Here is a 26,208-nt window from a genome sequence, read left to right on the forward strand (position 1 = left end):
TAAGGCCGCCGTCAGCCAAAAGCCAATCTGCCTATTTGTAAACATTCTTTTTATCATAGTGCGCCTCAGTATTCCCTTCGAGCATGGCTTGTAAATCCGCAGGCATGAAAATCCCGTCCTGAGGTTTGGTCTGCGTGCGCGCAGCCTGCCTTTCCAGGAATGACAATCCACGCATTTCGCTATATTTGGACGGATTCTGCACGATTGGCTTACCCGAAATTTTGGCTCCCGCTATCGTTACAGTTGTGCAGTTATTGGTGGTTGGATGATAGTTGGACGGCAATACATAGCGCGCAGACGTTGCTGTCTTTCTTCTCAGCTCCTTTTTCTGGGCGACAATACCGTCGAAGTGAGCGATAACGGCCTCAGCGGTTGCACTATCCAAAAAATAAACAAATCCAGTTGTTGTGCGCCCCAAGCTGTTCTCACCCGAGATGTACGCTTTGAAGGATGTCCAAACGTTCAGCACTCCCTCCCCTTCGCTATCAAACGTCCCCCAGGTTTTTCCATAGCGCCCAAAGTCATAGGTGATGTCTTTAGAACCAACCACTACGTGTAAAGCAGCATGTCCGAAAGGATGCTCTTCCTTGTCACGGGTGTAAGGGCCACCCACAAGTATCTCCATATATGCACCCGACACGACTACTTGGTTGGTTTTTGTAGTTTTCCCCGATGCGCCTGTACTTTTTGCTGCCTGTGTCGTGCTGGTAGTTTTAGTAGGCTGAACCATTAAAGATGTTCCGTATCTTCAAGTTTCGGGAATTTAATACTGCAACTTCCCCTAGGGATGTTTGCAACATGCACGAAGCCGTTTTCGTCAAGGACACCTGTCATCAACGTTCCATCGGGGAGTGTCAGTTCGTACGCCTCGTTGGCAACAGGCTCATCTCTATCGTTCAGCAACTGAAACTCGACAAACGTCTTTTCTTTCAGGAACTGCGAGAAAAAGCTAGTGGGCGCCCCCCCACCGGATTCACCCACGAAGGTATCGGGAGACCCGGCAGTGATCGTCGCTCCGCAGGCTGTCTGCGAGCCTACGTGTGCTACATCTTTTCCCAGACCGAACACGTGAGGAGCACCCGTCGTTATGGGATTACTGCCGTGAACCGGGCAGGAATATGTGTCTCCTACCAAAGCAACAGGCATTGAGTTAACGAAAATAGGGCTCGATCCAGTGGTGATATTTCCGCCGTGACTTCCTGGGTCTCCAAGTCGTGCGACTGGCTTTCCTGCCATCGTTTCTCTCCTTTGAACGTCACAATGGCTGGATAGTAACCGATCCTTGATCACTCCTGAACGAGCAAAATACGAAACGGAACCGGCTTACAGGACTGGTTGCGTTTTCCGGCGTGCCGCTGGTTGACGGCCCTAGCCCCACTCCCTATCCTCGCGCCTGTCACGACTCATTCGTGATCGGGTTTGACGGCCCGTAATCTTCTCACGACGTGCATAGCCTTCTCTGCTCGAGCACTCCTGTGTCCGATGCATTCTTTATGGCGACTGTGCGCGGGGCATCTTCGGGTGCGCCGGTGTCCGTGAGAGCCGGTCCGTCAACCCACGCACAGTTGCCACCCAATTTCGTTTGACGGCGTTTTTGTGGCAGCTCTACTGGATCTTACGGAGCTACACCCATGACGGAATCGACCATAGAACTCATCCCCTACACTCGCCGCGATCGACTCAGACAATTCCTAGTCGACAATATGTCGATAGCGCTGAGAAGAACCTTCACAGGCAATCTTCAGGCAGGTGCTGGCGTATGAATACCCACATTTCAATGACCCACAACGAAGACAGCATTCCAGTGCTCCTGGTCTCAACACTGGCACCGCTGGACGTTTTGCACAGCAGCGCGGCGAGCAGGTTTTTGGCAGCTACACAGATGATGGAAAGCCTCGCCAGCCTGGATATTTCAGCTGCCAAGGGTGTCGATGTGCAGCAACTCGCCCACGCAGCAGCGATTTTGCTTCGTGACGGCTGTGATGTAATGGATGTATTAGGGCGGCAGATTCAAGCACAAGCCTGAGCAAAGAATCACAGCCCTTAACCGCTGATAGCTGCGATCTTCTGATTACGAAAAAGAGCATCAAAAGATCGCAGCCACCATCGATTCGCCAGTTCCTCTGGAATCGTAAACAAGCGCTTACGGCGCCATCCCTTCCACAATAACGATCTCCGCCCGCGCCCACTCCTCGCGATAGCTTTTCGCTTCCTGATACGCCGCCGAGCGATAGCACGCCACCGCCTTCTCGTAGCTGTCGAACTCGATCACCACGCTGCGCTGCGGCGTCGTCCGCCCTTCCATTGCTTCGCTGCGCCCGCCTCTGGCCAAGAACTTCGCGCCGAACTCGGCGAACGCTTTCGGCGCGCGCTGGGTGTATTGGCTGTAGTGATCGGGATCGGTGATGTCCACGTGAGCAATCCAGTACGCCTTCATAGTGACCTCTTGGTTGATTTTGTATTATGGTATACCACGAATTTCATCCACATCGAGAGTCCAGCATGGCCTTCAACAGCATCGAAGAAATCATCGAAGATTATCGCCTTGGCAAAATGGTGTTGCTGGTCGATGACGAGGATCGGGAAAACGAAGGTGACCTGCTGCTGGCCGCCGACCGTTGCACGCCCGAGGCAATCAGTTTCATGGCCCGTGAGGCTCGGGGCCTGATTTGTCTGACGTTGACTGACGATCATTGCCAGCGCCTGGGACTGGAGCAAATGGTGCCGAGCAATGGCAGCGTATTCAGCACCGCGTTCACGGTCTCCATCGAAGCGGCGGTCGGTGTGACTACCGGCATTTCCGCCGCCGACCGCGCCTGTACGGTGGCCGCTGCGGTTGCGCCGAACGCACGCGCAGAAGACCTGGTGCAGCCAGGCCACATCTTCCCGCTGCGCGCCAAGGAAGGTGGTGTGTTGACCCGCGCCGGTCACACCGAGGCTGGTTGTGATCTGGCGCGGCTGGCCGGGTTCACGCCCGCCTCGGTGATCGTCGAAGTGATGAACGACGACGGCACCATGGCCCGCCGCCCGGACCTGGAAGTCTTTGCGCGCCAGCACGGGATCAAGATCGGCACCATCGCCGACCTGATCCACTATCGCCTGAGCACCGAACACACCATTGAGCGCATCGGCGAACGGGAGTTGCCGACGGTGCATGGCACCTTTCGTTTGATCACTTTCGAGGACCGCATCGAGGGCGGCGTGCACATGGCGATGGTCATGGGCGAATTGCGCCGTGAGGAACCGACGCTGGTGCGCGTGCATGTGATCGATCCGTTGCGCGATCTGGTCGGCGCCGAGTACAGCGGGCCGACAAACTGGACGTTGTGGGCAGCGCTGCAACGGGTCGCGGCCGAAGGGCATGGCGTGGTCGTGGTGCTGGCCAATCATGAGTCGTCCCAGGCGCTGCTGGAGCGCATTCCGCAACTGACTCAGCCGCCTCGACAGTTCAGTCGCTCGCAATCGCGGATCTATTCGGAGGTCGGCACCGGGGCGCAGATTCTGCAGAACCTGGGCGTAGGCAAGCTGCGCCACTTGGGCCCGCCGCTGAAGTATGCCGGGTTGACTGGGTACGATCTTGAGGTGGTAGAGAGCATTCCGTTTACCGAGTGATTCGATGTTGCATTTCAAGCGGCTAATGCTGCCCTCACCCCAGCCCTCTCCCAGAGGGAGAGGGAGCCGACCGAGTTGTTTTACCGCTATACATCGACCTGAAACTCAGAGTCGAACTCGAGTTTTGAACAGCATAGAGATCTGCTCCCTCTCCCTCCGGGAGAGGGCTGGGGTGAGGGGTCGGATCTAAAATCCAGCCAAAATCCCCACATCGAACACCTCAAAAACCATAAGCCGCCAGATAGCCGGTAAGGCAAAGTGCTTGCACAAAGTTTGGAATACCATAATATGATATTCCATAGACCGGACGACCTGAAAAACCGTCCAGCTACTGCTCCCGACAGGCGGGCAACAACGCAAGCCCGCTCAAAAACACAACAATGAGGGCGTAAAAATGGTGTTGAACAAAGCTGCAACCGCGATCTTTTTCGCGGGACTGCTGAGCGTGACCGGTCAGGCCGCGATGGCCGCCGAGAGTGTGAACTTTGTCAGCTGGGGCGGTAGCACCCAGGATGCGCAGAAACAGGCCTGGGCCGATCCGTTCAGCAAGGCCAGCGGCATCACCGTCGTGCAGGACGGCCCGACCGACTACGGCAAACTCAAGGCCATGGTCGAAAGCGGCAACGTGCAATGGGACGTGGTCGACGTCGAAGCCGACTTTGCCCTGCGCGCCGCTGCCGAAGGCCTGCTCGAACCCCTCGATTTCAAACAGATCCAGCGCGACAAGATCGACCCGCGTTTCGTCAGCGACTACGGCGTCGGCTCATTCTTCTTCTCCTTCGTCCTCGGCTACAACGAGGGCAAACTCGGCGCCAACAAGCCGCAGGACTGGAGCGCGCTGTTCGACACCAAGACCTTCCCCGGCAAACGCGCCCTCTATAAATGGCCGAGCCCCGGTGTACTGGAACTGGCCCTGCTCGCCGATGGCGTAGCGGCCGACAAGCTCTACCCGCTGGATCTGGATCGCGCCTTCAAGAAACTCGACACCATCAAGAAAGACATCGTCTGGTGGGGCGGCGGCGCGCAGTCGCAGCAACTGCTGGCCTCCGGTGAAGCGAGCATGGGCCAGTTCTGGAACGGCCGGATTCACGCCCTGCAGGAAGACGGCGCACCGGTCGGCGTAAGCTGGAAACAGAACCTGGTCATGGCCGACATTCTGGTGGTGCCAAAGGGCTCGAAAAACAAGGACGCGGCGATGAAGTTCCTGGCCAGCGCCAGTAGCGCGAAGGGCCAGGCCGACTTCTCCAACCTGACCGCTTACGCCCCGGTCAACGTCGACAGCGTGGCGCGTCTGGACTCGACGCTGGCCCCGAACCTGCCGACTGCCTACGCTAAGGATCAGATCACTCTTGATTTCGCGTACTGGGCCAAGAACGGTCCGGCCATCGCGACACGGTGGAACGAATGGCTGGTCAAATGAAAATGGCGGCCACCGCATCCCGTCCCTCCACTGCCACCGGGAGCGCCCCGAGCGCTGCCGGCCTGGCATCCGGCAAGGCGAGTGCAATGGCGCACGCCCCGTCCCTCAAGCAACGCTGGCGCGGCGCCGGCAACCTCGCGCCGGCGCTGTTGTTCCTCGGTCTGTTCTTTCTCGCCCCGCTGATTGGTTTGTTGCTGCGCGGCGTGCTGGAACCGGTGCCGGGCCTCGGCAACTATGAGCAACTGTTCGCTAACTCGGCCTACGCCCGGGTGCTGTTCAACACCTTTTCGGTAGCGGGATTGGTGACGGTGTTCAGCCTGCTGCTGGGCTTTCCGCTGGCCTGGGCAATCACCCTGGTGCCGCGTGGCTGGGGCCGCTGGATCCTCAACATCGTGCTGCTGTCGATGTGGACCAGCCTCCTGGCCCGCACCTATTCGTGGCTGGTGCTGTTGCAGGCTTCGGGTGTCATCAATAAAGCCTTGATGGCGATGGGCATCATCGATCAGCCGCTGGAAATGGTGCACAACCTGACCGGCGTGGTGATCGGCATGAGCTACATCATGATTCCGTTCATCGTGCTGCCGTTGCAGGCGACCATGCAGGCCATCGACCCGATGATCCTGCAGGCCGGCTCGATCTGCGGCGCGAGCCCGTGGACCAACTTCTTTCGGGTGTTCCTGCCGCTGTGCCGGCCGGGTCTGGCGTCCGGCGGCTTGATGGTGTTCGTGATGTCGCTCGGTTACTACGTCACCCCGGCGCTGCTGGGCGGGGCGCAGAACATGATGCTGCCGGAATTCATCATTCAGCAGGTGCAGTCGTTCCTCAATTGGGGCCTGGCCAGCGCCGGCGCCGCGTTGCTGATCGTCATCACGCTGGTTCTGTTCTACGTCTACCTGAAGCTGCAGCCGGAATCCCCGGTTGGCGCCAGTCACGCGAGGTAAGCCAACATGCTCCTGACGCCCAATGCCATGAGTCGCCGGATGCGCTTCGGCCTGTATTTCACCACCGGGTTGATCGGCCTGTTCCTGCTGTTGCCGATCGTGTTCATTGTCCTGCTGTCGTTCGGTTCGTCCCAGTGGCTGGTGTTCCCGCCACCGGGCTGGACGCTGAAATGGTACGTGCAGTTCTTCTCCAACGCCGACTGGATGAGCGCAGCGCTGGCCAGCCTCAAGGTCGCGGTGCTGACCACGATCTGCGCTGTCGCCTTGGGTTTACCGACTGCCTTTGCGCTGGTGCGCGGACGCTTCCCCGGTCGGGAAATGCTCTACGGCCTGTTTACCCTGCCGATGATCGTGCCACTGGTGATCATCGCCGTGGCGGTGTACGCGCTGTTCCTCAAGCTCGGCTACACCGGCACGATGTTCGCCTTCGTCGTCAGCCATGTGATCGTCGCGCTGCCGTTCACCATCATCTCGATCATCAACTCGCTGAAGCTGTTCGATCAGTCGATTGAAGACGCGGCGGTGATCTGCGGTGCGTCACGCCTGCAAGCGGTGTTCAAGGTGACCTTCCCGGCGATCCGCCCGGGGATGGTGGCCGGCGCCCTCTTCGCCTTTCTGGTTTCGTGGGACGAAGTGGTGCTCAGCGTGATGATGGCCAGCCCGACCCTGCAAACCCTTCCCGTGAAAATGTGGACCACCCTGCGCCAGGACCTGACGCCCGTGATCGCCGTCGCTTCGACGCTGCTGATCGGCCTGTCGGTATTGGTCATGGTGATCGCCGCCGCGCTGCGCCGGCGCAACGAAATCAGCGCCTGAGCGCCAGGAGTACGACATGAGTGCCGTGATCAAAGACGCATCCCAGCAGAGCGACAAACCCCTGGTCAGCCTGCGCAACCTGAACAAGCACTACGGCGATTTCGCCGCCGTGGACAACATCTCGCTGGACATCAAGGACGGCGAATTCCTCACCTTTCTCGGCTCCAGCGGCTCGGGCAAAAGCACCACGCTGTCGATGCTCGCCGGTTTCGAAACGCCGAGCAGCGGCGAGATCCTGGTCAACGGCCAGTCGTTGGTCAACGTGCCGCCGCACAAGCGCGACATCGGCATGGTGTTCCAGCGTTATTCGCTGTTCCCGCATCTGTCGGTACGCGACAACATCGCGTTCCCGCTGGCGATCCGCAAACTCGCGGCAGCCGAGCGTGACAAACGCGTCGATGCGATGCTGAAACTGGTGCAGCTCGAACAATTTGCCCATCGCCGCCCTTCGCAACTCTCTGGTGGCCAGCAGCAACGGGTTGCCATCGCTCGCGCTCTGGTTTACGAGCCACGCATTCTGCTGATGGACGAACCGCTCGGTGCGCTGGACAAGAAACTGCGCGAAGACCTGCAGGATGAATTGCGCCAGCTGCACCGCCGCCTCGGCATCACCATCGTCTACGTGACCCACGACCAGGAAGAAGCCATGCGCCTGTCCCAGCGCATTGCGATTTTCAGTCACGGCAAGATTGTCGGGCTCGGCAGCGGTTATGACCTTTATCAGAATCCGCCAAATGCGTTTGTGGCGTCGTTTCTGGGTAACTCGAACTTCCTCAAGCTCAAGGCGCAGGGCAATGCGGCGGCGAGTTTTGAGGGGCAGTCGCTGTCGATTCGCCTGACCGCTGGATTGCCGACCGGTCAGGATGTGCTGCTGATGGTGCGTCCGGAAAAGGCGTTGGCGTTGAGTGTGCAGCAGGCGAATGACGAGCCATTGGCGGCCGGCTGGAATGAGGTTTCGGCGAAGGTGGTCGAGGTGTTGTTTCTGGGTGAGAGCCAGACTTGCAGTGTGGTGACGTCGGGTGGCACGTCCATGACCGTGAAAGCATTGTCGGCGGCGGGGATGCCGCTGAAGGCTGGGGATCCGGTTCGGGTGCGTTGGGCGACGGCGGATGCTTGCGTCTATACCGAGTGGGCCGAGAGTGATTTGAACAAAGCCGCCGGCGCGCACTGATTCAATAGAGACTGCGTGTCACTTCTGGCCACCGCAACGTCGGGTTGCGGTGGCCATTTTTTCAGACAATGGCTTTAAAGCCCTCAATCTCATCCGGCCAAGCCGTCAACACTTCAAACCCGTCGTCAGTCACCGCAATCATGTGCTCCCACTGCGCCGACAATGACTGATCCTTGGTCACCACCGTCCAGCCATCCGCCAGACTCTTCACATGCCGCTTGCCGGCATTGAGCATCGGCTCGATGGTGAAGATCATCCCCGCCTTCAACTTCAAGCCCTGCTCTGGATAACCATAATGCAGCACCTGCGGTTCATCGTGATAAACCTTGCCGATCCCGTGCCCGCAATACTCGCGCACCACGCTGAACCCTTCCTTCTCCGCCAGCGTCTGGATCGCATGACCGATGTCGCCCAACGTGGCGCCCGGTCGGACGACGCGGATGCCCGCGCACATCGCGTCGTAGGTTGTCTTGATCAGGTGCCGAGCCTCGGGCGTCGGCTCACCGACCACGTACATGCGGCTGGTATCGCCGAACCAGCCGTTCTTGATCACCGCGATGTCGAGGTTGACGATGTCGCCATCCTTCAACACGCGCTTCGAAGGAATGCCGTGGCAGACCACTTCGTTGACTGACGCACAAACGGTTTTCGGAAAGCCGTGATAACCGACGTTAGCCGGAATCGCCTTCTGCACATTGACGATGTAGTCGTTGCACAACTGGTCGAGCTGGTCGGTGGTGACGCCAGCCTTGACGTGCGGCACCAGCATTGCCAGCACCTCGGCGGCCAGTCTGCCGGCCTCTCGGGATTGGGCGATTTCGGCCTGGGTGTTGATCTTGATCGGATTTCTCATGCCTTGGCCGCCTCTTTGACCGAGGCGTTCTGCGCGGCATCCGCCAGGGCACAGACTTGCTGCAGATCCAGACCGCCCGACTGTTCGGCGCGAATCAGCAACCGGCAAATGGCGTGGTGATCAAGGTCGGGATACAGCTCGGCGAGCATGCCGATGCGCATCCAGTGTTCGGCCTGCGCGTTGATCGAGCGGCTGAGTGCGTTGCTGGAAATGCGCAGATTCTCGTGCATGTCCTCTGAAATCTTTACGATGCCCATGGCAATATCCGATACGAAGTGTATATGGATCGTATATTAATCGTGTGTCGCTCGGGATTGCAAACGTTGCGTGCCCGGTAAATCGCAGGCAAAAAAAAGCTGCCCAGTAGGCAGCCGAATCATGAAAAGCACGCGATGTATTGGGGCCAAGTATGGGCAGCCGATAATGACAGTGTCATGACAGCGATTAATTCACCGAACCGCCCCGCCCGCGTCATCAGGCTGTCATCGAACCCACGGCAGAATTCTCGCAAACCGTCCCGCGCCTCCCGACGGATGATTTGCAAGGATCCCCATGAAAGAAGACACCTCTCTATTTGCCGCCATCGACCTCGGTTCCAATGCCTTTCGCATGATGATCGGCCAGTCGGTACGCAGCAGAAAGGGCTTCATGATTCAGGAGGTCAAAACCTTGCGTGAGCCGGTGCGGCTGGCGGAAGGCTTCGACGGTCGGGCGCTCGACGAAATGGCGCTGGATCGCGGCTGGCAGGCGCTGGCGCGGTTCGGCAAGAAGCTGCGCGGTTTCGAGCCCGGTCGCGTGCGCGCAGTCGCGACCAGCGCGGTGCGCGAGGCCGACAATGCGCAGCTGTTCCTGGCCAGTGCGGAGCGGCATCTGGGGTTTCGCATCGATGTGATTTCCGGGCATGAAGAAGCGCGTCTGGTCTACGCCGGTGTGGCCCACACCCTGCCGGTCGCCGATGACATGCGTCTGGTGGTCGACATTGGCGGCGGCTCCACCGAGCTGATTCTCGGCCAGGGATCACAACCGCTCCTGACCGAAAGCATCGCCCTCGGCAGCGGCACCTTGAGCACCCGCTACTTTCGCAACGGTGAGATTTCCCCCGGCGCCCTGCAAGAAGCCGAACGCGTAGCCATCCTGCAATTCGAAAAAGTCGCCCGCCGTTATCGCGCCCAGGGCTGGCAGCAGACCATCGGCTCCTCGGGCACCGCGCGGATGCTCGCCAAAGTGCTCAAGGCCAATCGCCTGAACGATCATGGCGAGAGCGGCATCACCTACGGCGGCCTGTTGCGGCTGTCGTTACGCCTGCTGGAAGTCAGCAATGTTCAACAGCTGAAACTGGCCGGCCTGCAACCCCATCGCCAGAGCATCCTGCCCGGCGGTCTGGTGGTCATGCTGGCAGCATTCAAAGTGTTCGGCATCTCGCAAATGGTGCCGTCCGAACCCGGCTTGCGGCTGGGCGTGCTGCACGGTCTGATGAGCAACCACTGAGCGATTTCTGCTGCAGGATTTTCACTGCCGGATCAAGCGGTTCGTGACGGCGAAGACGCCCTTTCAATACTCGATGACGCCTGCGTATAAACCCCTGCAAATCACTTCCTTCCCCTCGCTGATTTCGTTCTATCGTTAGATCGAAATGGCAGTATTTCCGGCCGTTTAAAGGTTGCGACAGCGCAGGTCTGAGCCTATGTTGCACGCGAGCTTTTTCCCCGCGAATGGAACGCGATCAACACCACAAAGAGGTGAAGAGATGTCAAAGGATTCACGCCCTGCCGTACTTGGGCTGATCGGCAATACGCCGCTGGTACAAGTCACCCGCTTCGATACCGGTCCCTGCACCCTGTTTCTCAAACTTGAATCACAAAACCCCGGCGGTTCGATCAAGGACCGCATCGGTCTGGCCATGATCGACGCCGCTGAGCGCGATGGTCGCCTGCAACCCGGCGGCACGATCGTCGAGGCCACCGCCGGCAACACCGGTCTGGGCCTGGCCCTGGTCGGCCGCGCCAAGGGCTACCGCGTCGTGCTGGTGGTGCCGGACAAAATGTCCACCGAAAAAGTCCTGCACCTCAAAGCCATGGGCGCCGAAGTGCACATCACCCGCTCCGATGTCGGCAAGGGCCATCCCGAGTATTACCAGGATGTCGCCGCGCGTCTGGCCAAGGACATTCCCGGCGCGTTCTTCGCCGACCAGTTCAACAACCCCGCCAACCCACTGGCCCACGAGTGCAGCACTGGACCAGAAATCTGGGCCCAGACCGAGCATGACCTCGACGCGATCGTGGTTGGCGTTGGCTCGGCCGGCACGCTGACCGGCCTGACCCGCTTCTTCAAGCGCGTGCAACCGGATCTGGAAATGGTCCTGGCTGACCCGGTCGGTTCGGTGATGGCTGAATACAGCCGCAGCAAGCATCTCGGCACCGCAGGTTCGTGGGCGGTGGAAGGCATCGGTGAGGACTTCATTCCGTCGATCACCGACCTGTCGAGCGTGCGCAACGCCTACTCGATCAGCGACGAGGAAAGCTTCGATCACGCGCGCCAGCTGCTGAAAGCCGAAGGCATTCTCGGTGGTTCGTCCACCGGCACCCTGCTCGCTGCCGCGCTGCGCTACTGCCGCGAACAGACCGAGCCGAAACGCGTGGTCAGCTTCGTCTGCGACACCGGGACTCGCTACCTGTCGAAGGTCTACAACGACCAGTGGATGACCGATCAGGGCCTGCTGCAGCGCAAACGCTACGGCGACCTGCGCGACCTGATTGCCCGACGCTTCGAAGACGGCAAAGTCGTCAGCGTCGGCCCGGACGATACGCTGATGACCGCGTTCCAGCGCATGCGCCTGGCCGACGTTTCACAACTGCCGGTGCTGGTGGATGGCAAGCAACTGGTCGGTGTGATCGACGAGTCGGACATTCTGGTGCGTGTGCACGAAGACGCTTCGCTCTTCAGCAAACCCGTTTCCAGCGCGATGACCGACAAGTTGCAAACCCTCGCCCCCGGCGCGACGCTGGCTGAACTGGAAGCCGTACTCAGCAGCGGCCTGGTGGCCATCATCGCCGACGCTTCAGGCTTCCACGGCCTGATCACCCGCGTCGACATGCTTAATCAATTACGGAGATCCCTGGCATGAGCCAGCACGACAAGAACGCCCGTCAACAAGGCTTCGCCACCCGCGTGATCCACGCCGGGCAAACGCCGGACCCGACCACCGGCGCGCTGATGCCGCCGATCTACGCCAACTCCACGTACCTGCAAGACAGCCCCGGCGTGCACAAGGGCTTCGACTACGGCCGCTCGCACAACCCGACGCGTTTTGCCCTGGAGCGCTGCGTGGCGGATCTGGAGGGCGGCACCCAGGCGTTCGCCTTCGCGTCCGGGCTGGCGACGATTTCCACCGTACTCGAACTGATCGATGCCGGCTCGCACATCGTGTCCGGCAATGACCTGTACGGTGGCACGTTCCGCCTGTTCGACAAGGTGCGCCAGCGCAGTGCCGGGCATCGTTTCAGCTACGTCGATCTGGCCGATCTGTCAGCGTTCGAAGCCTCGCTGCAGGACGACACGCGCATGGTCATGGTCGAGACCCCGACCAACCCGCTGCTGAGCCTGTCCGACCTCGCCGCCATTGCGCGCATCTGCAAGGCCCGCGGGATCATCTGCGTGGCCGACAACACCTTTGCCAGCCCATGGATTCAGCGTCCTCTGGAACTGGGCTTCGACATCGTGCTGCACTCGACCACCAAGTACCTGAACGGTCACTCCGACGTGATCGGCGGGATCGCGGTCGTTGGCGACAATCCTGCGCTGGCCGAACGTCTGGGCTTTCTGCAGAACGCCGTCGGCGCCATCTCCGGCCCGTTCGACGCGTTCCTCACCCTGCGCGGTGTGAAAACCCTGGCGCTGCGTATGGAGCGTCACTGCAGCAACGCGCTGGAGCTGGCGCGCTGGCTGGAGCAGCAGCCGCAGGTCAAACGCGTCTACTACCCGGGTCTGGAATCCCACCCGCAACACGAACTGGCCAAGCGTCAGATGCGTGGTTTCGGCGGAATGATTTCCCTGGATCTGAACAGTGATCTGGCAGGCGCCCGGCGTTTCCTGGAGAACGTGCAGATCTTCGCCCTGGCCGAAAGCCTCGGTGGTGTGGAAAGCCTGATCGAGCACCCGGCGATCATGACTCACGCGACCATTCCGGCGGAAACCCGCGCCAAACTTGGCATCGGTGACAGCCTGGTGCGTCTGTCGGTGGGCGTCGAGGACATCGAGGACCTGCGTGCGGATCTGGCGCAGGCGTTGGCCAGTATCTAACGCCGGAAAACGTCAAAGCCCGCGCGAGGCGGGCTTTGGTATTTGAGTAGGCGGCCAGTGCTGGTCTCTGGCTTACGAGGTTTCTCAGGACTCCCACAGTACAGGCAATGTGCTCTGCTGCTTCACACGGCATAAGGGCTGGAACCCAGCGCGGGGTTCTTTCTAACCGTGTACCCTTCGGAACGCGCCCAACGCTTCCTCGCTATCCGCTTGCGCATCAGTCTGCGTCTTCGCCTACATTCTTGAGCCTAGCAAACACGCTGCATTGCGCTACGCGTTTTTTAGACTGATTGTTTTCTAACCCCGATCTGCAAGGAAGCGAACCGACTATCGCCTTCACGGCCCTTCAGCCTGCCTCCCGCCAAGGGCGAACTATACTTTTCAGTTCGCTGTCCAGATTTCCTGTAAACCGTCGACACCCGTGCACCCTCCGGTGCCCCCGTGCCATTCACCAATCTGGTTGACCCCGGGCCGACGAGCCTTCCGTCAATGAACGAATGACGGCTAATGCTCGGTTGCTGTGTGGCTGATGGGGCGTGGAGAACATCATGAAGCATACGCTTTGGCCGGGCCTTGTCCTGGCAGTTGCAGCAACGGTGGCAATGCCCAATGTCTGGGCTGCGAAGGCGCAGGCATTGGCGTCGGATGGGGCGGATCATGTGGGGGCGGGGGCGGTGGCTTCTGATGGATCGGATCATGTTGGCGCCGGCGCCGTTGCCTCTGACGGCTCCGATCATGTCGGTGCTGGCGCGGTAGCTTCTGACGGCGCGGACCACGTTGGCGCCGGAGCAGTTGCCTCCGACGGCTCCGATCACGTTGGCGCTGGCGCCGTTGCTTCTGACGGTTCCGATCACGTTGGCGCTGGCGCCGTTGCCTCCGATGGCGCGGATCACGTCGGCGCTGGTGCTGTTGCCTCTGACGGCTCCGATCACGTCGGCGCCGGAGCCGTTGCTTCCGATGGCGCGGATCACGTCGGCGCAGGCGCCCTCGCCGCCGATGGCGCAGACAAGGTCGGTGCCAACCGGCTCGCCTACTCCCGCGCAGGCGTTGGTTCGGACCAGGTCGCTTCGGCCCTTATGAGCGGCAGCTATTCCGACCAGTTCAACAGTCCTCAATAACCGCTATCGGCGCAACCAGCCCACCGCTGGTTGCGCCGCACTAGCACATTTGTGCTAATCGACCACCCCGATCCCTGGCGTTATATTCCCTCGCAACCCCCGACGCTCCCCAACATTGCCGCTGCGCAGTGCGCGGGATCGTTGTGCCTGGAAAAACAACAACACCAAGGAAGAAACACCATGAAACAGCAGCTCAGCCTCGCCAGGATCTCGATTCTCGGTGCCCTGCTCCTCGGCGCCAGCGGTTGCCAGACCGCCAAACCCACCGAAGACAGCATGCGCGAACGCGCCCAGACCGTCATCGGCCAACCAGTGACCAAGATCGGCAACATCCGCAACGACAGCACGCTGACCTACTACACCGCCTACACCGCCGCCGGCGAATACAACTGCGAGCTGCCCAGCGGCGCGATCATCGCAGTGGCCAGCATGGGCATCATGACGCCTCCGCTGTCTTGCCTGCCCAAAGGCGCGTCGCCGATTCCGTACCAATAATCCGGTGCAGAAAAACCGTTCAAATGCCTCTTCTCATCCGGTAAAGGATTGCGCTCGATCATGAAAACACTCATCGCCACCCTCAGCCTCGCAGCCATCGTTCTGACCGGCTGCGCCACCCCCAAGCAATGGGAAGCCACCGGCGGCAGCAAGACCGACGGCGTTGTCCAGGTCTCCTATGAACTGGGCCAGTTCGAGAGCGGGCAAACCTCCGCCGCTCAAGGGTTGGCCACGGCTGAAGGCCGTTGCAAGATCTGGGGCTACAAGAGCGCCGAAGTATCGGGCTCGGAGAAAAACATCTGCCGCACCATGGGCCAGTACAACTGCCTGCAAACCACCATCACGCAGGACTATCTGTGTAAGCGCTGACCACTTCGGTCTGCCGGTCGCGCAGCGCACGCAGGGTCGCGCGCAGCTCGGCCGGGCGTACCGGCTTGGACAGAATGGCGATCTGGCGGTCATGCAGCGCCGCCTGGATTTTTTCGATGTCGTGCCCGGTGATGATCATGGCCGGCACCGCATAACCGCGCTGACGACGAACCTCGTCGATGCACTCGATACCGGTGCTGTGAGAGCCGAGGTCATAGTCGGCGACGATGATGTCGCAGTCCGTGACCAGGCCCTGTCCGCTGAGTTCGGCCTGCACAAGGCAACCCCAACGCTCGAGCAACGCCGACGTCGCCAACAGAACGTTACGATCATCTTCCACCAGACACACCTTCAGCCCTGTCAGCAACCCGACCTGTCGAGCCTCTTCACGATTGACCGGCACCTGCGGCGATGCGAGTGGCAGCCCATACAAGGTCACGGCCGTGCCATGCCCCAGCCGTGAGCGGATCGCAACGTCGACACCGATCAACTGCCCCAGACGCCGGACAATCGACAGTCCCAGCCCCACGCCCTCAACGTCCTTGTCGCGCAACTGGCGCACCCGATAAAACTCCTCGAACACCTTGGGCAAATGCTCTTCGGCGATACCACTGCCGCGGTCATAGATCGCGATGGCCAACCCCGCGCCGCGCTTGCGAACACCGATCAGCACCGGCCGGTGCGCGCCGTATTTGAAGCAATTGGAAAGCACGTTCTGCACCATCGTCGCGAGCAACGCCGGATCGGTGCGCACCCAGTGTTCGCAAGGCCGCAAGCGCAGTTCGACACCCGCCCAGCGTGCGGCTTCGGCGTTCTGGCGGATCAGATCCGCCAGCCATTCACCCAGCTCAAGCGTCTGCAACCGGGGCAGAATCCGCCCGTTGTCGAGGGTGTAGAGATCGAGAATCGAGCGAAACAGCTGCGACACGTTGAGCAGCGAACGGTCAATGCTGTCCACCAGCCGCCGCTCCTCCTCGCCTAGCCTCGATTCGCGCAGGCACGCGGTAAACAACCCGATGGAGTGGATCGGCTGACGCAGGTCATGACTGGCCTGGGCCAGGAAACGCGACTTCTCAAGGTTCGCAGCGACCGCTTCTTCCGATGCTTTGCGCGTACGCTCCAGCAACAGGTGCGCATACACCGGAATCACCGTGCTGGTGATCATCAGCATCAGCACCATGAACGGTTGCGCCTGCCAGTACGGCGTCAATCGATAGACCGCCAACAGCGCCAGCAATGCCAGCACCGTGGCGATCGCCAGGTAGCGCGAGCCGTAGCGCATGCCGTTGCCGAGATTGACCCAGACCATGACGGCATAGATGGGCAACGCCGCCTCGCCGCCGACCACCAGCCCGAAACTGGTGCCGGTGTAATCGTGGAGCATGCCGAAAATCCGCCGCGCCGGATAATGCCCAGGCCAGCGCACGATGACTTGACGAAGCACAACGGAGGCCAGCAGAAACAGGGAAATGTAGGTGACCACCGGCAGATAAGTATCGAAGCGCTGCCCCGGCAGGAAACCGAGCACGGCCATGTAAACCAGGGCGATGCTGGCGATGATGATGCGCAGATTGGCCTGGTCGAGCTCGGTGTTCTTTTCGAACTTCATGGTGGAACGTCCTTGTGCGGCAGTCGTCATAAACAGCACGAATCAACAGGCAATGCCTTCGCCCGGTGCTAAGGTGCATGCCGTGAGAAATGCTGACCCAGGGAGGGTTTTGCCATGGCGTGCCGAATCATCATAGCCGACGATCATCCGTTGTTTCGCGAAGCGCTGCTGCGCACCGTCCAGCGTCTGCTGCCCGAAGCCCTGATCGAAGAAGCCGGCGACCTGGACACCGTGCTCGCCCTGCTGCCGGCGGGCGATGAGCCTGACACCTTGATCCTCGACCTGCGCTTTCCCGGCCTGACCTGTGTGACCCAGCTCGCTGAACTGCGCCGGTGTTTGCCGCGAACCACCCTGATCGTGGTGTCGATGGTCGATGACGAAGCACTGATCGGCGAAGTCATGGCCGCCGGCATCGATGGATTCATCGGCAAGAACATCGCCCCCGACGAAATCGGTCAGGCGATCCGGGCGATTCGTGAAGGTGAGGTTCTGGTGAAATTCGCCCCGTCCGGCCTGCTGCCGCTGGACACCGGCACCGCCCTCACCCCGCGTCAGCAAGAGGTGCTGCGGCTGATTGCCCAAGGCAAGACCAACAAGGAAATCGCCCGTGAACTGGATATTTCGCCGTTCACGGTGCGGATTCATGTGTCGTCGTTGTTGCGGGTGCTCAACGTGCCGTCGCGGGCTGCGGCGGCAGTCAAGTATTCCGGAGCGGGTTAGCGTCAGAAGCCTAGATCAAGGATCGACCTGGGCCATCAGTTCAGGCACCGATTCCTGGCGTTTCGCATACCGCTGCGCCAGCACCGCGCAGACCATCAGTTGAATCTGATGGAACAGCATCAGCGGCAGAATCAACACGCCAATCGTGCTGCCGGCGAACAACACCTGCGCCATCGGCACACCGGTGGCCAGGCTCTTTTTCGAACCGCAGAACAGAATGGTGATGCGGTCTTCCAGACTGAAACCGAACAGCTTGCCCAGCACTGTGGACGCCAGCAGCACCAGCGCCAGCAGAATGCAGCACACCACCACCAGCCCCAGCAAGTCGATCACCGGAATCTGGTGCCAGATGCCCTCGTTCACCGCTTCGCTGAAAGCGCCGTAGACCACCAGCAGAATCGAGCCCTGATCGACAAATTTCAGCCAGTTCTTGTTGCGACCGACCCAGGCCCCGATCCAGCGGCGGGCGATCTGACCGGCGATAAACGGCAGCAGCAGTTGCACACTGATTTTCACGATCGCATCGAGGGTCGAGCCACCGTCACCGTGAACGTTCAGCAACAGCGTCACCAGCAGCGGCGTGAGGAAAATTCCGAACAAACTGGACGCCGCTGCGCTGCAGATCGCCGCCGGAATGTTGCCCCGCGCCAGCGAAGTGAAGGCAATCGCCGACTGCACCGTGGCCGGCAGCGCACACAGGTAAAGCATGCCCATGTACAGCTGATCGCCGATCAATGGCGACAGCAGCGGCTTGAGCGCCAGTCCCAGTAGCGGGAACAGGACAAAGGTCAGGCCGAACACCAGCAAATGCAGGCGCCAGTGACCGGCGCCGGCGATGATCGATTCCCGCGACAGCTTGGCGCCGTGCAGGAAAAACAGCAGCGCGATGGCAATGTTGGTCAGCCAGCCGAAGCCGGCCGCGACCTGGCCGCTGGCGGGCAGGAAGCTGGCCAGCAGCACCACGCCGATCAGGGTCAGGGTGAAGTTGTCGGGCAAAAATCGTGGGCGCGTCATGGTTTGCTCATCCGGGGGGTTGCCAGTACGTTGAAGCGACTCTAACGTGACTGAAAATTACCGACTAACGCCGAAGAACCCACAGATGCCGCCAAAAGGACACGACAAGAGCGTCAGACGCAGCATTCCCGGGCTGCCCAGCCTGCCGCGTCCACTGTACGGGCGCACCGAATCGCTGCCCAATCGTGCACTCACCCGCCGCCACAGTCATCCGTGGGTGCAGTTGTCCTATGCGATCCAGGGCGTGCTCGAAGTGCAGACTGCCGTCGGTCGTTTCGTTGCCCCACCGGAGCGTGCGGTGTGGATTCCGGCGGGCGTACCACATCGGGTGTTCAGTTCACCGCACACGGAAATGCGCAGCCTGTACATCGATTGCAGTGTTGCCGACTGGGCGCCGGAGCGTTGCCATGTGCTCGGCGTCAGCGATCTTTTGCGTGAGCTGATTCGAGCGTTCAGTCAGATTCCTGTCGAATATGACCAGAGCGGCCCGCACGGGCGCCTGGCCCAGGTGATCCTCGATCAACTGGCCGATGCCCCGCCCATCGACCTGATGCTGCCATTGCCGCAGGACAGTCGCCTGCGCCAGATATACCAGAGTCTGGAGCAACATCCGGAACAGCAGACCACCCTGGCGCACTGGAGCGAAAAATTCGGCGTGACCGAGAAAACGCTGACTCGGCTGTTCCTGCGCGACACCGGCTTGACCTTCCGCACCTGGCGTCAGCGCCTGCGTCTGTTGGGTGCGCTGACGCCGCTGGAGCGTGGCGAACGCGTCACCGACGTGGCTTTGGCGTGTGGTTATGACTCGACGTCGGCCTTTATCGCGGCGTTTCGCCAACAGTTTGGTGAGACGCCGGGAGAGTTTTTCCGATGAAATTAACCGATATTTATCGACTTTGTGCATGCCAATGGGCCAATTTCAGGGTAGAGTTTCGCCCATCAAGAATCTTTGACATCTTTCGACGATAACAATGACCAACCACCCTTTAGCGAACCTGTCGGCGGTAACAGCATGATCGAAGTCACTGAAGTTTCCATTGCCCAATTGCGCGCGGCGCTCGAATCCGGCCAGACCACGGCGGTTGAACTGGTGCAGGCTTATCTGGCGCGCATCGACGCCTATGACGGTCCGGACACCGCTACGGCCCTGAATGCGGTGATCGTGCGCAACCCCGACGCGTTGAAAGAAGCGCAGGCTTCCGATGCCCGCCGTGCCAAAGGCGAAACCCTCGGTCCACTGGACGGCATCCCCTACACCGCCAAAGACAGCTATCTGGTCAAAGGCCTGACCGCCGCGTCCGGCAGCCCGGCCTTCGTTGATCTGGTGGCCCAGCGCGATGCGTTCACCATCGAGCGCCTGCGCGCGGGCGGCGCTATCTGCCTGGGCAAGACCAACATGCCGCCAATGGCCAATGGCGGGATGCAGCGCGGCGTCTATGGCCGGGCTGAAAGCCCGTATAACGCTGATTATCTGACTGCGCCGTTTGCTTCCGGCTCGTCGAACGGTGCCGGCACCGCCACCGCTGCCAGTTTCTCGGCCTTCGGTCTGGCAGAAGAAACCTGGTCGAGCGGTCGCGGCCCGGCTTCGAACAATGGCCTGTGCGCCTACACGCCGTCGCGCGGGGTGATTTCGGTACGCGGTAACTGGCCGCTGACGCCGACCATGGACGTGGTGGTGCCCTACGCCCGTACCATGGCCGACCTGCTGGAAGTCCTCGACGTGGTGGTCGCCGAAGACACCGACACCCGTGGCGACCTGTGGCGCCTGCAACCGTGGGTGCCGATCCCGAGCGTCGCCTCGGTGCGCCCGGCTTCTTACCTTGAACTCGCCGTGAAAAGCGATGCACTGGCCGGCAAACGCCTCGGCGTGCCGCGCATGTACATCAACGCCGACCCTGAAGCCGGCACCAGCGAAGAACCGGGCATCGGCGGCCCGACCGGGCAACGCATCAACACTCGTGCCTCGGTGATCGATCTGTGGAAACAGGCCCGTCAGGCCCTCGAAGCCGCCGGCGCCGAAGTGATCGAAGTGGATTTCCCTCTGGTCTCCAACTGCGAAGGTGATCGTCCGGGCGCGCCGACCGTGTTCAATCGCGGCATCGTCTCGAAAGAGTTCATGCACCACGAACTGTGGGACCTGTCGGCCTGGGCGTTCGATGATTTCCTGCGTGCCAACGACGACCCGAAACTCAACCGTCTGGCAGACGTCGACGGCCCGAAAATCTTCCCCCACGACCCGGGCACCCTGCCCAATCGTGAAGGCGACCTCGCTGCCGGCATGGACGAATACGTGCGCATGGCCCAGCGCGGCATCACGCCGTGGGATCAGATCCCGACCCTGCCGGACGGCCTGCGCGGTCTGGAGAAGACTCGCAAGCTCGACCTCGAAGACTGGATGGATCGTCTCGGCCTCGACGCCGTGCTGTTCCCGACCAACGCCGACGTGGGCCCCGCCGACGCCGACGTCAACCCGGCCTCGGCGGACATCGCCTGGAGCAACGGCATCTGGGTCGCCAACGGCAACCTTGCGATCCGCCACCTCGGCGTGCCGACCGTCACCGTGCCGATGGGCGTGATGGCCGACATCGGCATGCCGGTGGGATTGACGTTTGCCGGTCGCGCCTATGACGACTCGACGTTGCTGCGTCTGGCAGCGGCGTTTGAGGCGACCGGTTCCAGGCGTCTGGTGCCGCCACGCACGCCAGCGCTGGCGACAGGCAAGTAAATGCAAAACGGCGGGATCAATTGATCCCGCCGTTTTTTTTCATCGCTCTGCCAGTTCTTCCAGTAAATCCGCCGAAGGCACAAAGAACAGACTGCCCGTGACCGCCGTGCTGAAGTCCAGCAACCGGTCGTAGTTGCCCGGCGGCTTGCCGACAAACATGTTCTCCAGCATCTGCTCCAACGGCTCCGGCGAACGCGCGTAACCAATGAAATAAGTGCCGAACTCGCCTGCGCCAGGTCGGCCGAACGGCATGTTGTCGCGCAGGATTTTCACCTCTTCGCCGTCCTTGGTGATGGTCGTCAGCGCGCTGTGGGAATTGCTCGGTTTGACCGAATCGTCCAGCTCGATATCGGACAGTTTGGTGCGCCCGATCACCCGTTCCTGCGCCTCGACCGGCAACTCGTTCCACGCCTTCATGTTGTGCAGGTACTTCTGCACCAGCACATAACTGCCGCCACTGAACGGCTGATCTTCATCGCCCACGAGGGTGAAATGCTCGGCTTTGCGGCCGACCGGATTTTCCGTGCCGTCGACAAAACCGATGATGCTGCGCATGTCGAAATAGCGGAATCCTTGCACCTCGTCGGTCACCGTCACGGTGCCGTCCAGCGCCGACATCAACTGCGTCGCCAATTCGAAACACAGGTCCATCTGATCGGCACGAATGTGCAGCAGCAAATCGCCCGGCGTGGAAACGGCGCGCCGCCCTTCTACGCCAAACTCGCGAAAGTCATGCAATGACGCGGGGCGTGGACTGCCGAACAGACGATCCCAGGCGTTGGAAGAAAATCCGCAGACGCAGGACAGGTTTCCCGAAGGAACGCGCTTGCCGACCGAGCGCGTCAGGCCGGCGATATCGGCGCACCAGCCGCGGACTTTTTCGGCGGCCTCGGCCTCGGCGTTGAGGGTCGCCACGATGAATATGGCAGCGCTGGTGATCGGGCTGCAGACGGCTTGAGGATCTGGCGTGTCGATGATCGTGACTCCCAAGGGATGATGGACTGGCTCGAAGGGAGGTTAGCAAAGAAGCACTGACTGAAATACCTTCCGTCACCCCATTGCCAAGGCAGACACTTCGTTAATAACGAACAATACCCACGAAATAAACGATTTTTCTTTGTCGGAAGGCTCCTACTAGCATGGCCTCGTCTACCCCGAAAAAACATAAAGACAGGGAGAACGGCATGCACCCCATCAACATCGGCGAACCCTGGATGTGGGTCGCCTTCATCGTTTTTGTCCTCGCCATGCTGGCCGTCGACCTGTTTGTCTTCGGTGGGCGCAAGGCGCATCGGGTCTCGGTACGTGAAGCCTCATGCTGGGTGATTGCCTGGTGCATGCTGGCCATGGCTTTCGCCGGATTGCTCTGGTGGTACCTGAACGGCGAATTCGGCCCCGAAATCGCCAAGGTCAAGACCCTGGAATTCCTCACCGGTTACCTGATCGAGCAGTCGCTGTCGATCGACAACATGTTCGTCTTCGTGATGATCTTCAGCTACTTCGCCGTGCCCCCGGAGTTGCAGCGCCGGGTGCTGCTGTATGGCGTGCTCGGGGCGATCGTGATGCGCGCGGCGATGATCTTTGCCGGGGTCTGGCTGGTGTCGCAATTCACTTGGCTGCTGTATGTGTTCGGCGTGTTCCTGATCATCACCGGGATCAAGATGCTGGTGTTTGCCGAGCAGCAACCGGACCTTGATAACAACCCGCTGCTGCGCTGGGTGCGCGGGCATTTGCGGATCACCAACGGCTTTCACGGCGAGCGTTTTTTTGTGCTGCAGAACGGTGTGCGCTGGGCCACGCCGATGTTTCTGGTGCTGGTGCTGATCGAAGCCAGCGACCTGATGTTTGCGGTCGACAGCATCCCGGCGATTTTCGCGGTGACGACTGATCCGTTCATCATTTTCACCTCGAACATTTTCGCGATCATGGGCCTGCGGGCGCTGTACTTTCTGCTGGCGGACATGGCCGACCGCTTTCATCTGCTCAAGTACGGGCTGGCGCTGGTGCTGGTGTTCATCGGCGGGAAGATGACGGTGATGCCGTGGTTTCACATGCCGGTGGAGTGGTCGCTGGCGATCGTCGGCGGGCTGATTCTGGCGTCGGTGGTGCTGAGTCTGATCCTGACGAAGGACAAATCGCCTGAAGAAAGTCAGGCGAAATAACAGCCGGGGGAGCGAACGTGGTTCGCTTCCCCGGTTTTGGGCTTATTTATCCGACTTGATGCTGGTCCAGACCCGGGTCCGCACCCGCTCCAGTTTCTGCGGCAGTGGCTGCACCACGTACAGCTTCTTCAGCGCTTCGCTGGTCGGCGTCAGGTTCGGGTTGCCGGTGATTTCCTTGTTGATCAGCGGCAGCGAATCCTTGTTGGCATTCGGGTAACCGAGGAAGTCGCTGATCGAAGCGATGACCTTCGGATCGAGCAAGGTGTTGAGGAACTCGTGGGCCTCTTCGACGTTCTTCGCGCTCTTCGGAATGGCGAAGGTATCGAACCAGATCGGCGCGCCTTCCTTCGGCAAGCGCCAGTCGACCACCACGCCGTTGCCCGCCTCTTTGGCACGGTTGCCGAACTGGTAGAAGCTGCCGGAATAACCAATGGCCACGCAGATATCGCCGTTGGCGATGTCGGTCATGTATTTGGCCGAGTTGAAGTAGGTGACGTAAGGGCGAACCTTGAGCATCAGGTCCTTGGCTTTCTCATAGTCGGCCGGGTTCTGGCTGTTCGGGTCGAGGCCCAGGTAATGCAGAGCCAGCGGCAGGATTTCCGACGGCGAATCGAGCATCGCCACGCCGCAGGATTTCAGCTTTTCCATGTTCTCCGGCTTGAACACCAGATCCCAGCTGTCCACCGGCGCATTCTCACCGAGCGCAGCCTTGACCTTGGCCGGGTTGAAACCGATCAGCACCGTGCCGACCATGTAGGGCACGCCGTACTGATTGCCGGGGTCGTTGGCGTCGAGCAACTTGAGCAGCGCCGGGTCCTGGTGGCTCCAGTTCGGTAGCTTGGACTTGTCGAGTTTCTGGAACACGCCAGCCTTGATCTGGGTATCGAGGAACTGGTTCGACGGCACCACCAGGTCATAGCCGGAGTTACCGGTCAGCAACTTGGCCTCGAGGGATTCGTTGGTATCGAAGGTGTCCCAGGTCACTTTGATGTTGCTTTTGGCGGCGAAATCCTTGGGCACCGACGGCAGAATGTAATCCGCCCAGTTGTACACCCGCAGTTCGCGCTGTTCGGCCTGTACGGCGCTGGCCAGCAGCGTCAGCCCGAAAACAGTGGCGCCCAGAATGCGTTTCATCGTGACCATGTTGTGTTTCCCCGAATGCAGCGTGAGTCGATGGTTTTTATGTTCTGTACACGGCAGCGGCTTGCAAATCAGCCAAGGGCAAGGAAGGTGCAGCATTTAGTTGTGGCTCCGATTCTTGCTGACAGCGTAGTCGCAGCACAGTAGCCGGTTGGCCAAAAGGGGATCGAAACGGCCAATTTGCGTGACCGTCGGGATGCGGAAACAACAATGCCCGGCGAAGTGCCGGGCATTGTTTGAACAGCCTGCGAACGCTCAGTCGGTAAAACCCAACCGCGCCGCCCTGCTCTGCTGAGTCTGGCCACGGGTCGCCAGGCAGTAATACAGCGGGCACGTCACGATCAGGCCGACCAGCCATGACAGGTCCGCGCCTTCCACCAGATTGGCGTACGGCCCGACATACAACGATGTGTTGGCGAACGGCAGTTGCACGATGATGCCGATGAAGTAGGCAATGATCGCGTGCAAGTTGAAGCGCCCATAAATGCCGCCGTCGGCGCGGAAGATCGAGGCGATGTCGTAGCTACCGCGCTTGATCAGATAGAAGTCGATCAGGTTGATCGACGCCCACGGTACCAACACCAGCAGCAGCGCCAGAATCAAACCGATGAACTCGGAAATGAAATCCGCCGACGCGCCCAGCGCCACCAGGCAGCAGCCCGCCAGCACCACGCCCGACAAGCTCACTCGCACTTTGATACTCGGCGTCCATTGGCTGGCAAAGGTCTGGATCGAGGTAATGATCGACAGTACCGCGCCATACAGATTCAGCGCGTTGTGGCTGATGATGTTGAGCAGGAACAGCACCATCAGAATCGGCCCGAGCCAACCGGTGGATTGCTTGACCGCCGCCATCGCCTCAGTGCCTTCCGGCGTCGCCAGTACCGCCACCGCGCCGAACGTGAACGACAGAATCGTGCCCAGCGTGGCGCCCAGATAAGTCGCGATAAATGGCTTGCCGATCCCGATGTCCGCCGGCAGGTAGCGGGAATAGTCGGAGACGTACGGCGAAAAGCTGATCTGCCAGATGATCCCCAGCGATAACGTCGCCAGCCATCCGGAAAGATTAAAGCTGCCACGGGTAAAGAAGTCCGCCGGCAACTCATGGGCGAAGATGTAGATAAACCCGGCCAGCAACGCGCTGCCCATCACCCAAGTGCCGATGCGGTTGAGCGTGTGGATGAAGTTGTAGCCAATCACGCCAATGGCCGTGGCGCTGAGAGCGCCGATCAGAATGCTCAACGGCACCGGCACCGACGGCGCAATGCCGACGATGGATTTACCCGCCAGCACAATGTTGGAAATGAAAAAGCCGATGTAGATGATCGCCGCAAAGAACACGATCAACAGCGCGCCGTAACGCCCGAACTGGCCCCGGCTCTGCACCATCTGCGGAATGCCCATGCGCGGGCCTTGCGCCGACGCCAGGGCGATCACCACGCCGCCGATCATGTGCCCCAGCGCAATCGCCAGCAGCCCCCAGAACAAGTCGAGATGAAATACCTGAACCACCATGGCGCCGGTGACGATGGGCAGTGGCGCGATGTTGGTGCTGAACCAAAGAGTGAAAAGGTCGCGGGCCTTCCCGTGGCGTTCCGCGAGTGGGACGTAGTCGACCGTGTGATTCTCGATCAACGGATCTTGCCGGGACATCTGGGACATAAAAATGAACTCGATTGGGTCTGTTCTTATCGTTGTATGAAGCCAAACCGGGGGAGATTCGTGGCCGCCCCTCAGATGAACA

26 protein-coding genes are annotated in these 26,208 nt (G+C 60.5%); 16 read left to right on the forward strand and 10 right to left on the reverse strand.

Annotation, left to right across the window (positions count from 1 at the left end; genetic code table 11):
• Positions 1-31: 31 nt before the first annotated feature.
• Both ACODTD_RS07425 and ACODTD_RS07430 read right to left on the reverse strand, forming a co-directional pair.
• On the reverse strand, positions 32-730 hold the full coding sequence (locus tag ACODTD_RS07425; RefSeq protein ID WP_052912742.1) for a hypothetical protein: 699 nt from the start codon (positions 728-730) through the stop codon (positions 32-34).
• Positions 730-1,236: a PAAR domain-containing protein gene (locus ACODTD_RS07430; RefSeq protein ID WP_074688595.1), complete on the reverse strand. Its 507-nt coding sequence runs from the start codon at positions 1,234-1,236 to the stop codon at positions 730-732. Before ACODTD_RS07430 ends, ACODTD_RS07425 begins: the two co-directional genes overlap by 1 nt.
• A gap of 523 nt (positions 1,237-1,759) precedes the next feature.
• Between ACODTD_RS07430 and ACODTD_RS07435 the strand changes: the two genes are divergently transcribed.
• On the forward strand, positions 1,760-2,026 hold the full coding sequence (locus tag ACODTD_RS07435) for a short-chain dehydrogenase (RefSeq protein ID WP_201819201.1): 267 nt from the start codon (positions 1,760-1,762) through the stop codon (positions 2,024-2,026).
• Between the two features lie 117 nt (positions 2,027-2,143).
• Here the strand turns inward: ACODTD_RS07435 and ACODTD_RS07440 are convergent, their stop codons facing one another.
• Positions 2,144-2,437 carry a DUF1330 domain-containing protein gene (locus ACODTD_RS07440; protein ID WP_201819200.1) on the reverse strand — a complete coding sequence of 98 codons (294 nt, stop codon included), beginning with the start codon at positions 2,435-2,437 and terminating at the stop codon, positions 2,144-2,146.
• Positions 2,438-2,502: 65 nt separating this feature from the next.
• Between ACODTD_RS07440 and ribBA the strand changes: the two genes are divergently transcribed.
• The 5 genes from ribBA to ACODTD_RS07465 all read left to right on the forward strand — a co-directional run bounded on the left by ribBA (position 2,503) and on the right by ACODTD_RS07465 (position 7,960).
• Positions 2,503-3,612, forward strand: a complete 1,110-nt coding sequence (gene ribBA, locus ACODTD_RS07445; RefSeq protein ID WP_197868054.1) for a bifunctional 3,4-dihydroxy-2-butanone-4-phosphate synthase/GTP cyclohydrolase II — start codon at positions 2,503-2,505, stop codon at positions 3,610-3,612.
• A 394-nt stretch (positions 3,613-4,006) separates the two neighbouring features.
• Entirely contained in the window at positions 4,007-5,032 is a 1,026-nt protein-coding gene (locus ACODTD_RS07450) for an ABC transporter substrate-binding protein (protein ID WP_064597261.1), read from the forward strand.
• Entirely contained in the window at positions 5,029-5,973 is a 945-nt protein-coding gene (locus ACODTD_RS07455; protein ID WP_011334620.1) for an ABC transporter permease, read from the forward strand. The genes ACODTD_RS07450 and ACODTD_RS07455 overlap by 4 nt, the downstream gene beginning before the upstream one ends.
• A gap of 6 nt (positions 5,974-5,979) precedes the next feature.
• A complete protein-coding gene (locus tag ACODTD_RS07460) occupies positions 5,980-6,789 on the forward strand; it encodes an ABC transporter permease (protein ID WP_007957396.1) in 810 nt (269 codons plus the stop codon).
• A gap of 16 nt (positions 6,790-6,805) precedes the next feature.
• Positions 6,806-7,960 carry an ABC transporter ATP-binding protein gene (locus ACODTD_RS07465; protein WP_221614515.1) on the forward strand — a complete coding sequence of 385 codons (1,155 nt, stop codon included), beginning with the start codon at positions 6,806-6,808 and terminating at the stop codon, positions 7,958-7,960.
• Positions 7,961-8,021: 61 nt separating this feature from the next.
• Here ACODTD_RS07465 and map read toward each other — a convergent pair whose 3' ends face one another.
• Positions 8,022-8,813, reverse strand: coding sequence for a type I methionyl aminopeptidase (map, locus tag ACODTD_RS07470; RefSeq protein ID WP_201819198.1), 792 nt, complete (start codon positions 8,811-8,813; stop codon positions 8,022-8,024).
• Positions 8,810-9,070 (reverse strand): ParD-like family protein, encoded by a 261-nt coding sequence (locus ACODTD_RS07475; protein WP_011334623.1) that lies wholly within the window; start codon positions 9,068-9,070, stop codon positions 8,810-8,812. The genes map and ACODTD_RS07475 overlap by 4 nt, the downstream gene beginning before the upstream one ends.
• 295 nt (positions 9,071-9,365) lie before the next feature.
• Here ACODTD_RS07475 and ACODTD_RS07480 point away from each other — a divergent pair, with 295 nt between their 5' ends.
• From ACODTD_RS07480 to yecR, 6 genes are all read left to right on the forward strand, one after another.
• On the forward strand, positions 9,366-10,301 hold the full coding sequence (locus ACODTD_RS07480) for a Ppx/GppA family phosphatase (protein WP_011334624.1): 936 nt from the start codon (positions 9,366-9,368) through the stop codon (positions 10,299-10,301).
• A gap of 259 nt (positions 10,302-10,560) precedes the next feature.
• Positions 10,561-11,937: a pyridoxal-phosphate dependent enzyme gene (locus ACODTD_RS07485; RefSeq protein WP_489104674.1), complete on the forward strand. Its 1,377-nt coding sequence runs from the start codon at positions 10,561-10,563 to the stop codon at positions 11,935-11,937.
• Complete coding sequence (locus ACODTD_RS07490) at positions 11,934-13,112, forward strand: cystathionine gamma-synthase (protein WP_011334626.1); 1,179 nt, start codon at positions 11,934-11,936, stop codon at positions 13,110-13,112. Before ACODTD_RS07485 ends, ACODTD_RS07490 begins: the two co-directional genes overlap by 4 nt.
• A 674-nt stretch (positions 13,113-13,786) precedes the next feature.
• Positions 13,787-14,230 (forward strand): hypothetical protein, encoded by a 444-nt coding sequence (locus ACODTD_RS07495; protein WP_489104675.1) that lies wholly within the window; start codon positions 13,787-13,789, stop codon positions 14,228-14,230.
• 180 nt (positions 14,231-14,410) lie between these two features.
• Positions 14,411-14,725 carry a hypothetical protein gene (locus ACODTD_RS07500; protein WP_011334628.1) on the forward strand — a complete coding sequence of 105 codons (315 nt, stop codon included), beginning with the start codon at positions 14,411-14,413 and terminating at the stop codon, positions 14,723-14,725.
• 60 nt (positions 14,726-14,785) lie between these two features.
• Positions 14,786-15,094, forward strand: a complete 309-nt coding sequence (gene yecR, locus ACODTD_RS07505; RefSeq protein WP_489104676.1) for a YecR family lipoprotein — start codon at positions 14,786-14,788, stop codon at positions 15,092-15,094.
• Here yecR and ACODTD_RS07510 read toward each other — a convergent pair.
• Complete coding sequence (locus ACODTD_RS07510) at positions 15,066-16,703, reverse strand: ATP-binding response regulator (protein WP_489104677.1); 1,638 nt, start codon at positions 16,701-16,703, stop codon at positions 15,066-15,068. The two genes, yecR and ACODTD_RS07510, sit on opposite strands and share 29 nt — an antisense overlap.
• A 114-nt stretch (positions 16,704-16,817) precedes the next feature.
• Between ACODTD_RS07510 and ACODTD_RS07515 the strand changes: the two genes are divergently transcribed.
• Complete coding sequence (locus ACODTD_RS07515) at positions 16,818-17,423, forward strand: LuxR C-terminal-related transcriptional regulator (protein WP_489104678.1); 606 nt, start codon at positions 16,818-16,820, stop codon at positions 17,421-17,423.
• Positions 17,424-17,438: 15 nt separating this feature from the next.
• On the opposite strand, the gene ACODTD_RS07520 is transcribed toward ACODTD_RS07515, so the two are convergent.
• Complete coding sequence (locus ACODTD_RS07520; protein WP_285358162.1) at positions 17,439-18,437, reverse strand: bile acid:sodium symporter family protein; 999 nt, start codon at positions 18,435-18,437, stop codon at positions 17,439-17,441.
• Positions 18,438-18,522: 85 nt separating this feature from the next.
• Between ACODTD_RS07520 and ACODTD_RS07525 the strand changes: the two genes are divergently transcribed.
• Both ACODTD_RS07525 and ACODTD_RS07530 read left to right on the forward strand, forming a co-directional pair.
• Positions 18,523-19,311, forward strand: a complete 789-nt coding sequence (locus ACODTD_RS07525) for an AraC family transcriptional regulator (protein WP_011334633.1) — start codon at positions 18,523-18,525, stop codon at positions 19,309-19,311.
• Between the two features lie 138 nt (positions 19,312-19,449).
• Entirely contained in the window at positions 19,450-21,162 is a 1,713-nt protein-coding gene (locus ACODTD_RS07530) for an amidase (protein ID WP_489104679.1), read from the forward strand.
• 39 nt (positions 21,163-21,201) lie between these two features.
• Here the strand turns inward: ACODTD_RS07530 and ACODTD_RS07535 are convergent, their stop codons facing one another.
• The gene (locus ACODTD_RS07535) at positions 21,202-22,152 is read right to left on the reverse strand and encodes a Dyp-type peroxidase (RefSeq protein WP_489104680.1); all 951 of its coding nucleotides are present in this window, start codon (positions 22,150-22,152) and stop codon (positions 21,202-21,204) included.
• 194 nt (positions 22,153-22,346) lie between these two features.
• On the opposite strand from ACODTD_RS07535, the gene ACODTD_RS07540 reads away from it, so the two are divergent.
• Complete coding sequence (locus tag ACODTD_RS07540; protein WP_489104681.1) at positions 22,347-23,324, forward strand: TerC family protein; 978 nt, start codon at positions 22,347-22,349, stop codon at positions 23,322-23,324.
• A gap of 42 nt (positions 23,325-23,366) precedes the next feature.
• Here the strand turns inward: ACODTD_RS07540 and ACODTD_RS07545 are convergent, their stop codons facing one another.
• Both ACODTD_RS07545 and ACODTD_RS07550 read right to left on the reverse strand, forming a co-directional pair.
• Positions 23,367-24,467, reverse strand: coding sequence for a polyamine ABC transporter substrate-binding protein (locus ACODTD_RS07545; protein ID WP_011334637.1), 1,101 nt, complete (start codon positions 24,465-24,467; stop codon positions 23,367-23,369).
• A 252-nt stretch (positions 24,468-24,719) separates the two neighbouring features.
• Positions 24,720-26,126 (reverse strand): purine-cytosine permease family protein, encoded by a 1,407-nt coding sequence (locus ACODTD_RS07550; protein WP_489104682.1) that lies wholly within the window; start codon positions 26,124-26,126, stop codon positions 24,720-24,722.
• Between the last annotated feature and the right edge of the window lie 82 nt (positions 26,127-26,208).

It is taken from the genome of Pseudomonas sp. FG35 (assembly GCF_057809295.1).

Bases quoted from the DNA above. Each gene is read 5' to 3' on its own strand.
- ACODTD_RS07540 (WP_489104681.1), top strand. From the start codon at position 22,347: ATGCACCCCATCAACATCGGCGAACCCTGGATGTGGGTCGCCTTCATC.
- ACODTD_RS07520 (WP_285358162.1), bottom strand. From the start codon at position 18,437: ATGACGCGCCCACGATTTTTGCCCGACAACTTCACCCTGACCCTGATC.
- ACODTD_RS07460 (WP_007957396.1), top strand. From the start codon at position 5,980: ATGCTCCTGACGCCCAATGCCATGAGTCGCCGGATGCGCTTCGGCCTG.
- ACODTD_RS07475 (WP_011334623.1), bottom strand. From the start codon at position 9,070: ATGGGCATCGTAAAGATTTCAGAGGACATGCACGAGAATCTGCGCATT.
- ACODTD_RS07455 (WP_011334620.1), top strand. From the start codon at position 5,029: ATGAAAATGGCGGCCACCGCATCCCGTCCCTCCACTGCCACCGGGAGC.
- ribBA (WP_197868054.1), top strand. From the start codon at position 2,503: ATGGCCTTCAACAGCATCGAAGAAATCATCGAAGATTATCGCCTTGGC.
- ACODTD_RS07490 (WP_011334626.1), top strand. From the start codon at position 11,934: ATGAGCCAGCACGACAAGAACGCCCGTCAACAAGGCTTCGCCACCCGC.
- ACODTD_RS07425 (WP_052912742.1), bottom strand. From the start codon at position 730: ATGGTTCAGCCTACTAAAACTACCAGCACGACACAGGCAGCAAAAAGT.
- ACODTD_RS07530 (WP_489104679.1), top strand. From the start codon at position 19,450: ATGATCGAAGTCACTGAAGTTTCCATTGCCCAATTGCGCGCGGCGCTC.
- ACODTD_RS07435 (WP_201819201.1), top strand. From the start codon at position 1,760: ATGAATACCCACATTTCAATGACCCACAACGAAGACAGCATTCCAGTG.
- ACODTD_RS07485 (WP_489104674.1), top strand. From the start codon at position 10,561: ATGTCAAAGGATTCACGCCCTGCCGTACTTGGGCTGATCGGCAATACG.
- map (WP_201819198.1), bottom strand. From the start codon at position 8,813: ATGAGAAATCCGATCAAGATCAACACCCAGGCCGAAATCGCCCAATCC.
- ACODTD_RS07450 (WP_064597261.1), top strand. From the start codon at position 4,007: ATGGTGTTGAACAAAGCTGCAACCGCGATCTTTTTCGCGGGACTGCTG.
- ACODTD_RS07465 (WP_221614515.1), top strand. From the start codon at position 6,806: ATGAGTGCCGTGATCAAAGACGCATCCCAGCAGAGCGACAAACCCCTG.
- ACODTD_RS07440 (WP_201819200.1), bottom strand. From the start codon at position 2,437: ATGAAGGCGTACTGGATTGCTCACGTGGACATCACCGATCCCGATCAC.
- ACODTD_RS07500 (WP_011334628.1), top strand. From the start codon at position 14,411: ATGAAACAGCAGCTCAGCCTCGCCAGGATCTCGATTCTCGGTGCCCTG.
- ACODTD_RS07550 (WP_489104682.1), bottom strand. From the start codon at position 26,126: ATGTCCCAGATGTCCCGGCAAGATCCGTTGATCGAGAATCACACGGTC.
- ACODTD_RS07515 (WP_489104678.1), top strand. From the start codon at position 16,818: ATGGCGTGCCGAATCATCATAGCCGACGATCATCCGTTGTTTCGCGAA.
- ACODTD_RS07525 (WP_011334633.1), top strand. From the start codon at position 18,523: ATGCCGCCAAAAGGACACGACAAGAGCGTCAGACGCAGCATTCCCGGG.
- ACODTD_RS07480 (WP_011334624.1), top strand. From the start codon at position 9,366: ATGAAAGAAGACACCTCTCTATTTGCCGCCATCGACCTCGGTTCCAAT.
- ACODTD_RS07510 (WP_489104677.1), bottom strand. From the start codon at position 16,703: ATGAAGTTCGAAAAGAACACCGAGCTCGACCAGGCCAATCTGCGCATC.
- ACODTD_RS07430 (WP_074688595.1), bottom strand. From the start codon at position 1,236: ATGGCAGGAAAGCCAGTCGCACGACTTGGAGACCCAGGAAGTCACGGC.
- ACODTD_RS07545 (WP_011334637.1), bottom strand. From the start codon at position 24,467: ATGGTCACGATGAAACGCATTCTGGGCGCCACTGTTTTCGGGCTGACG.
- yecR (WP_489104676.1), top strand. From the start codon at position 14,786: ATGAAAACACTCATCGCCACCCTCAGCCTCGCAGCCATCGTTCTGACC.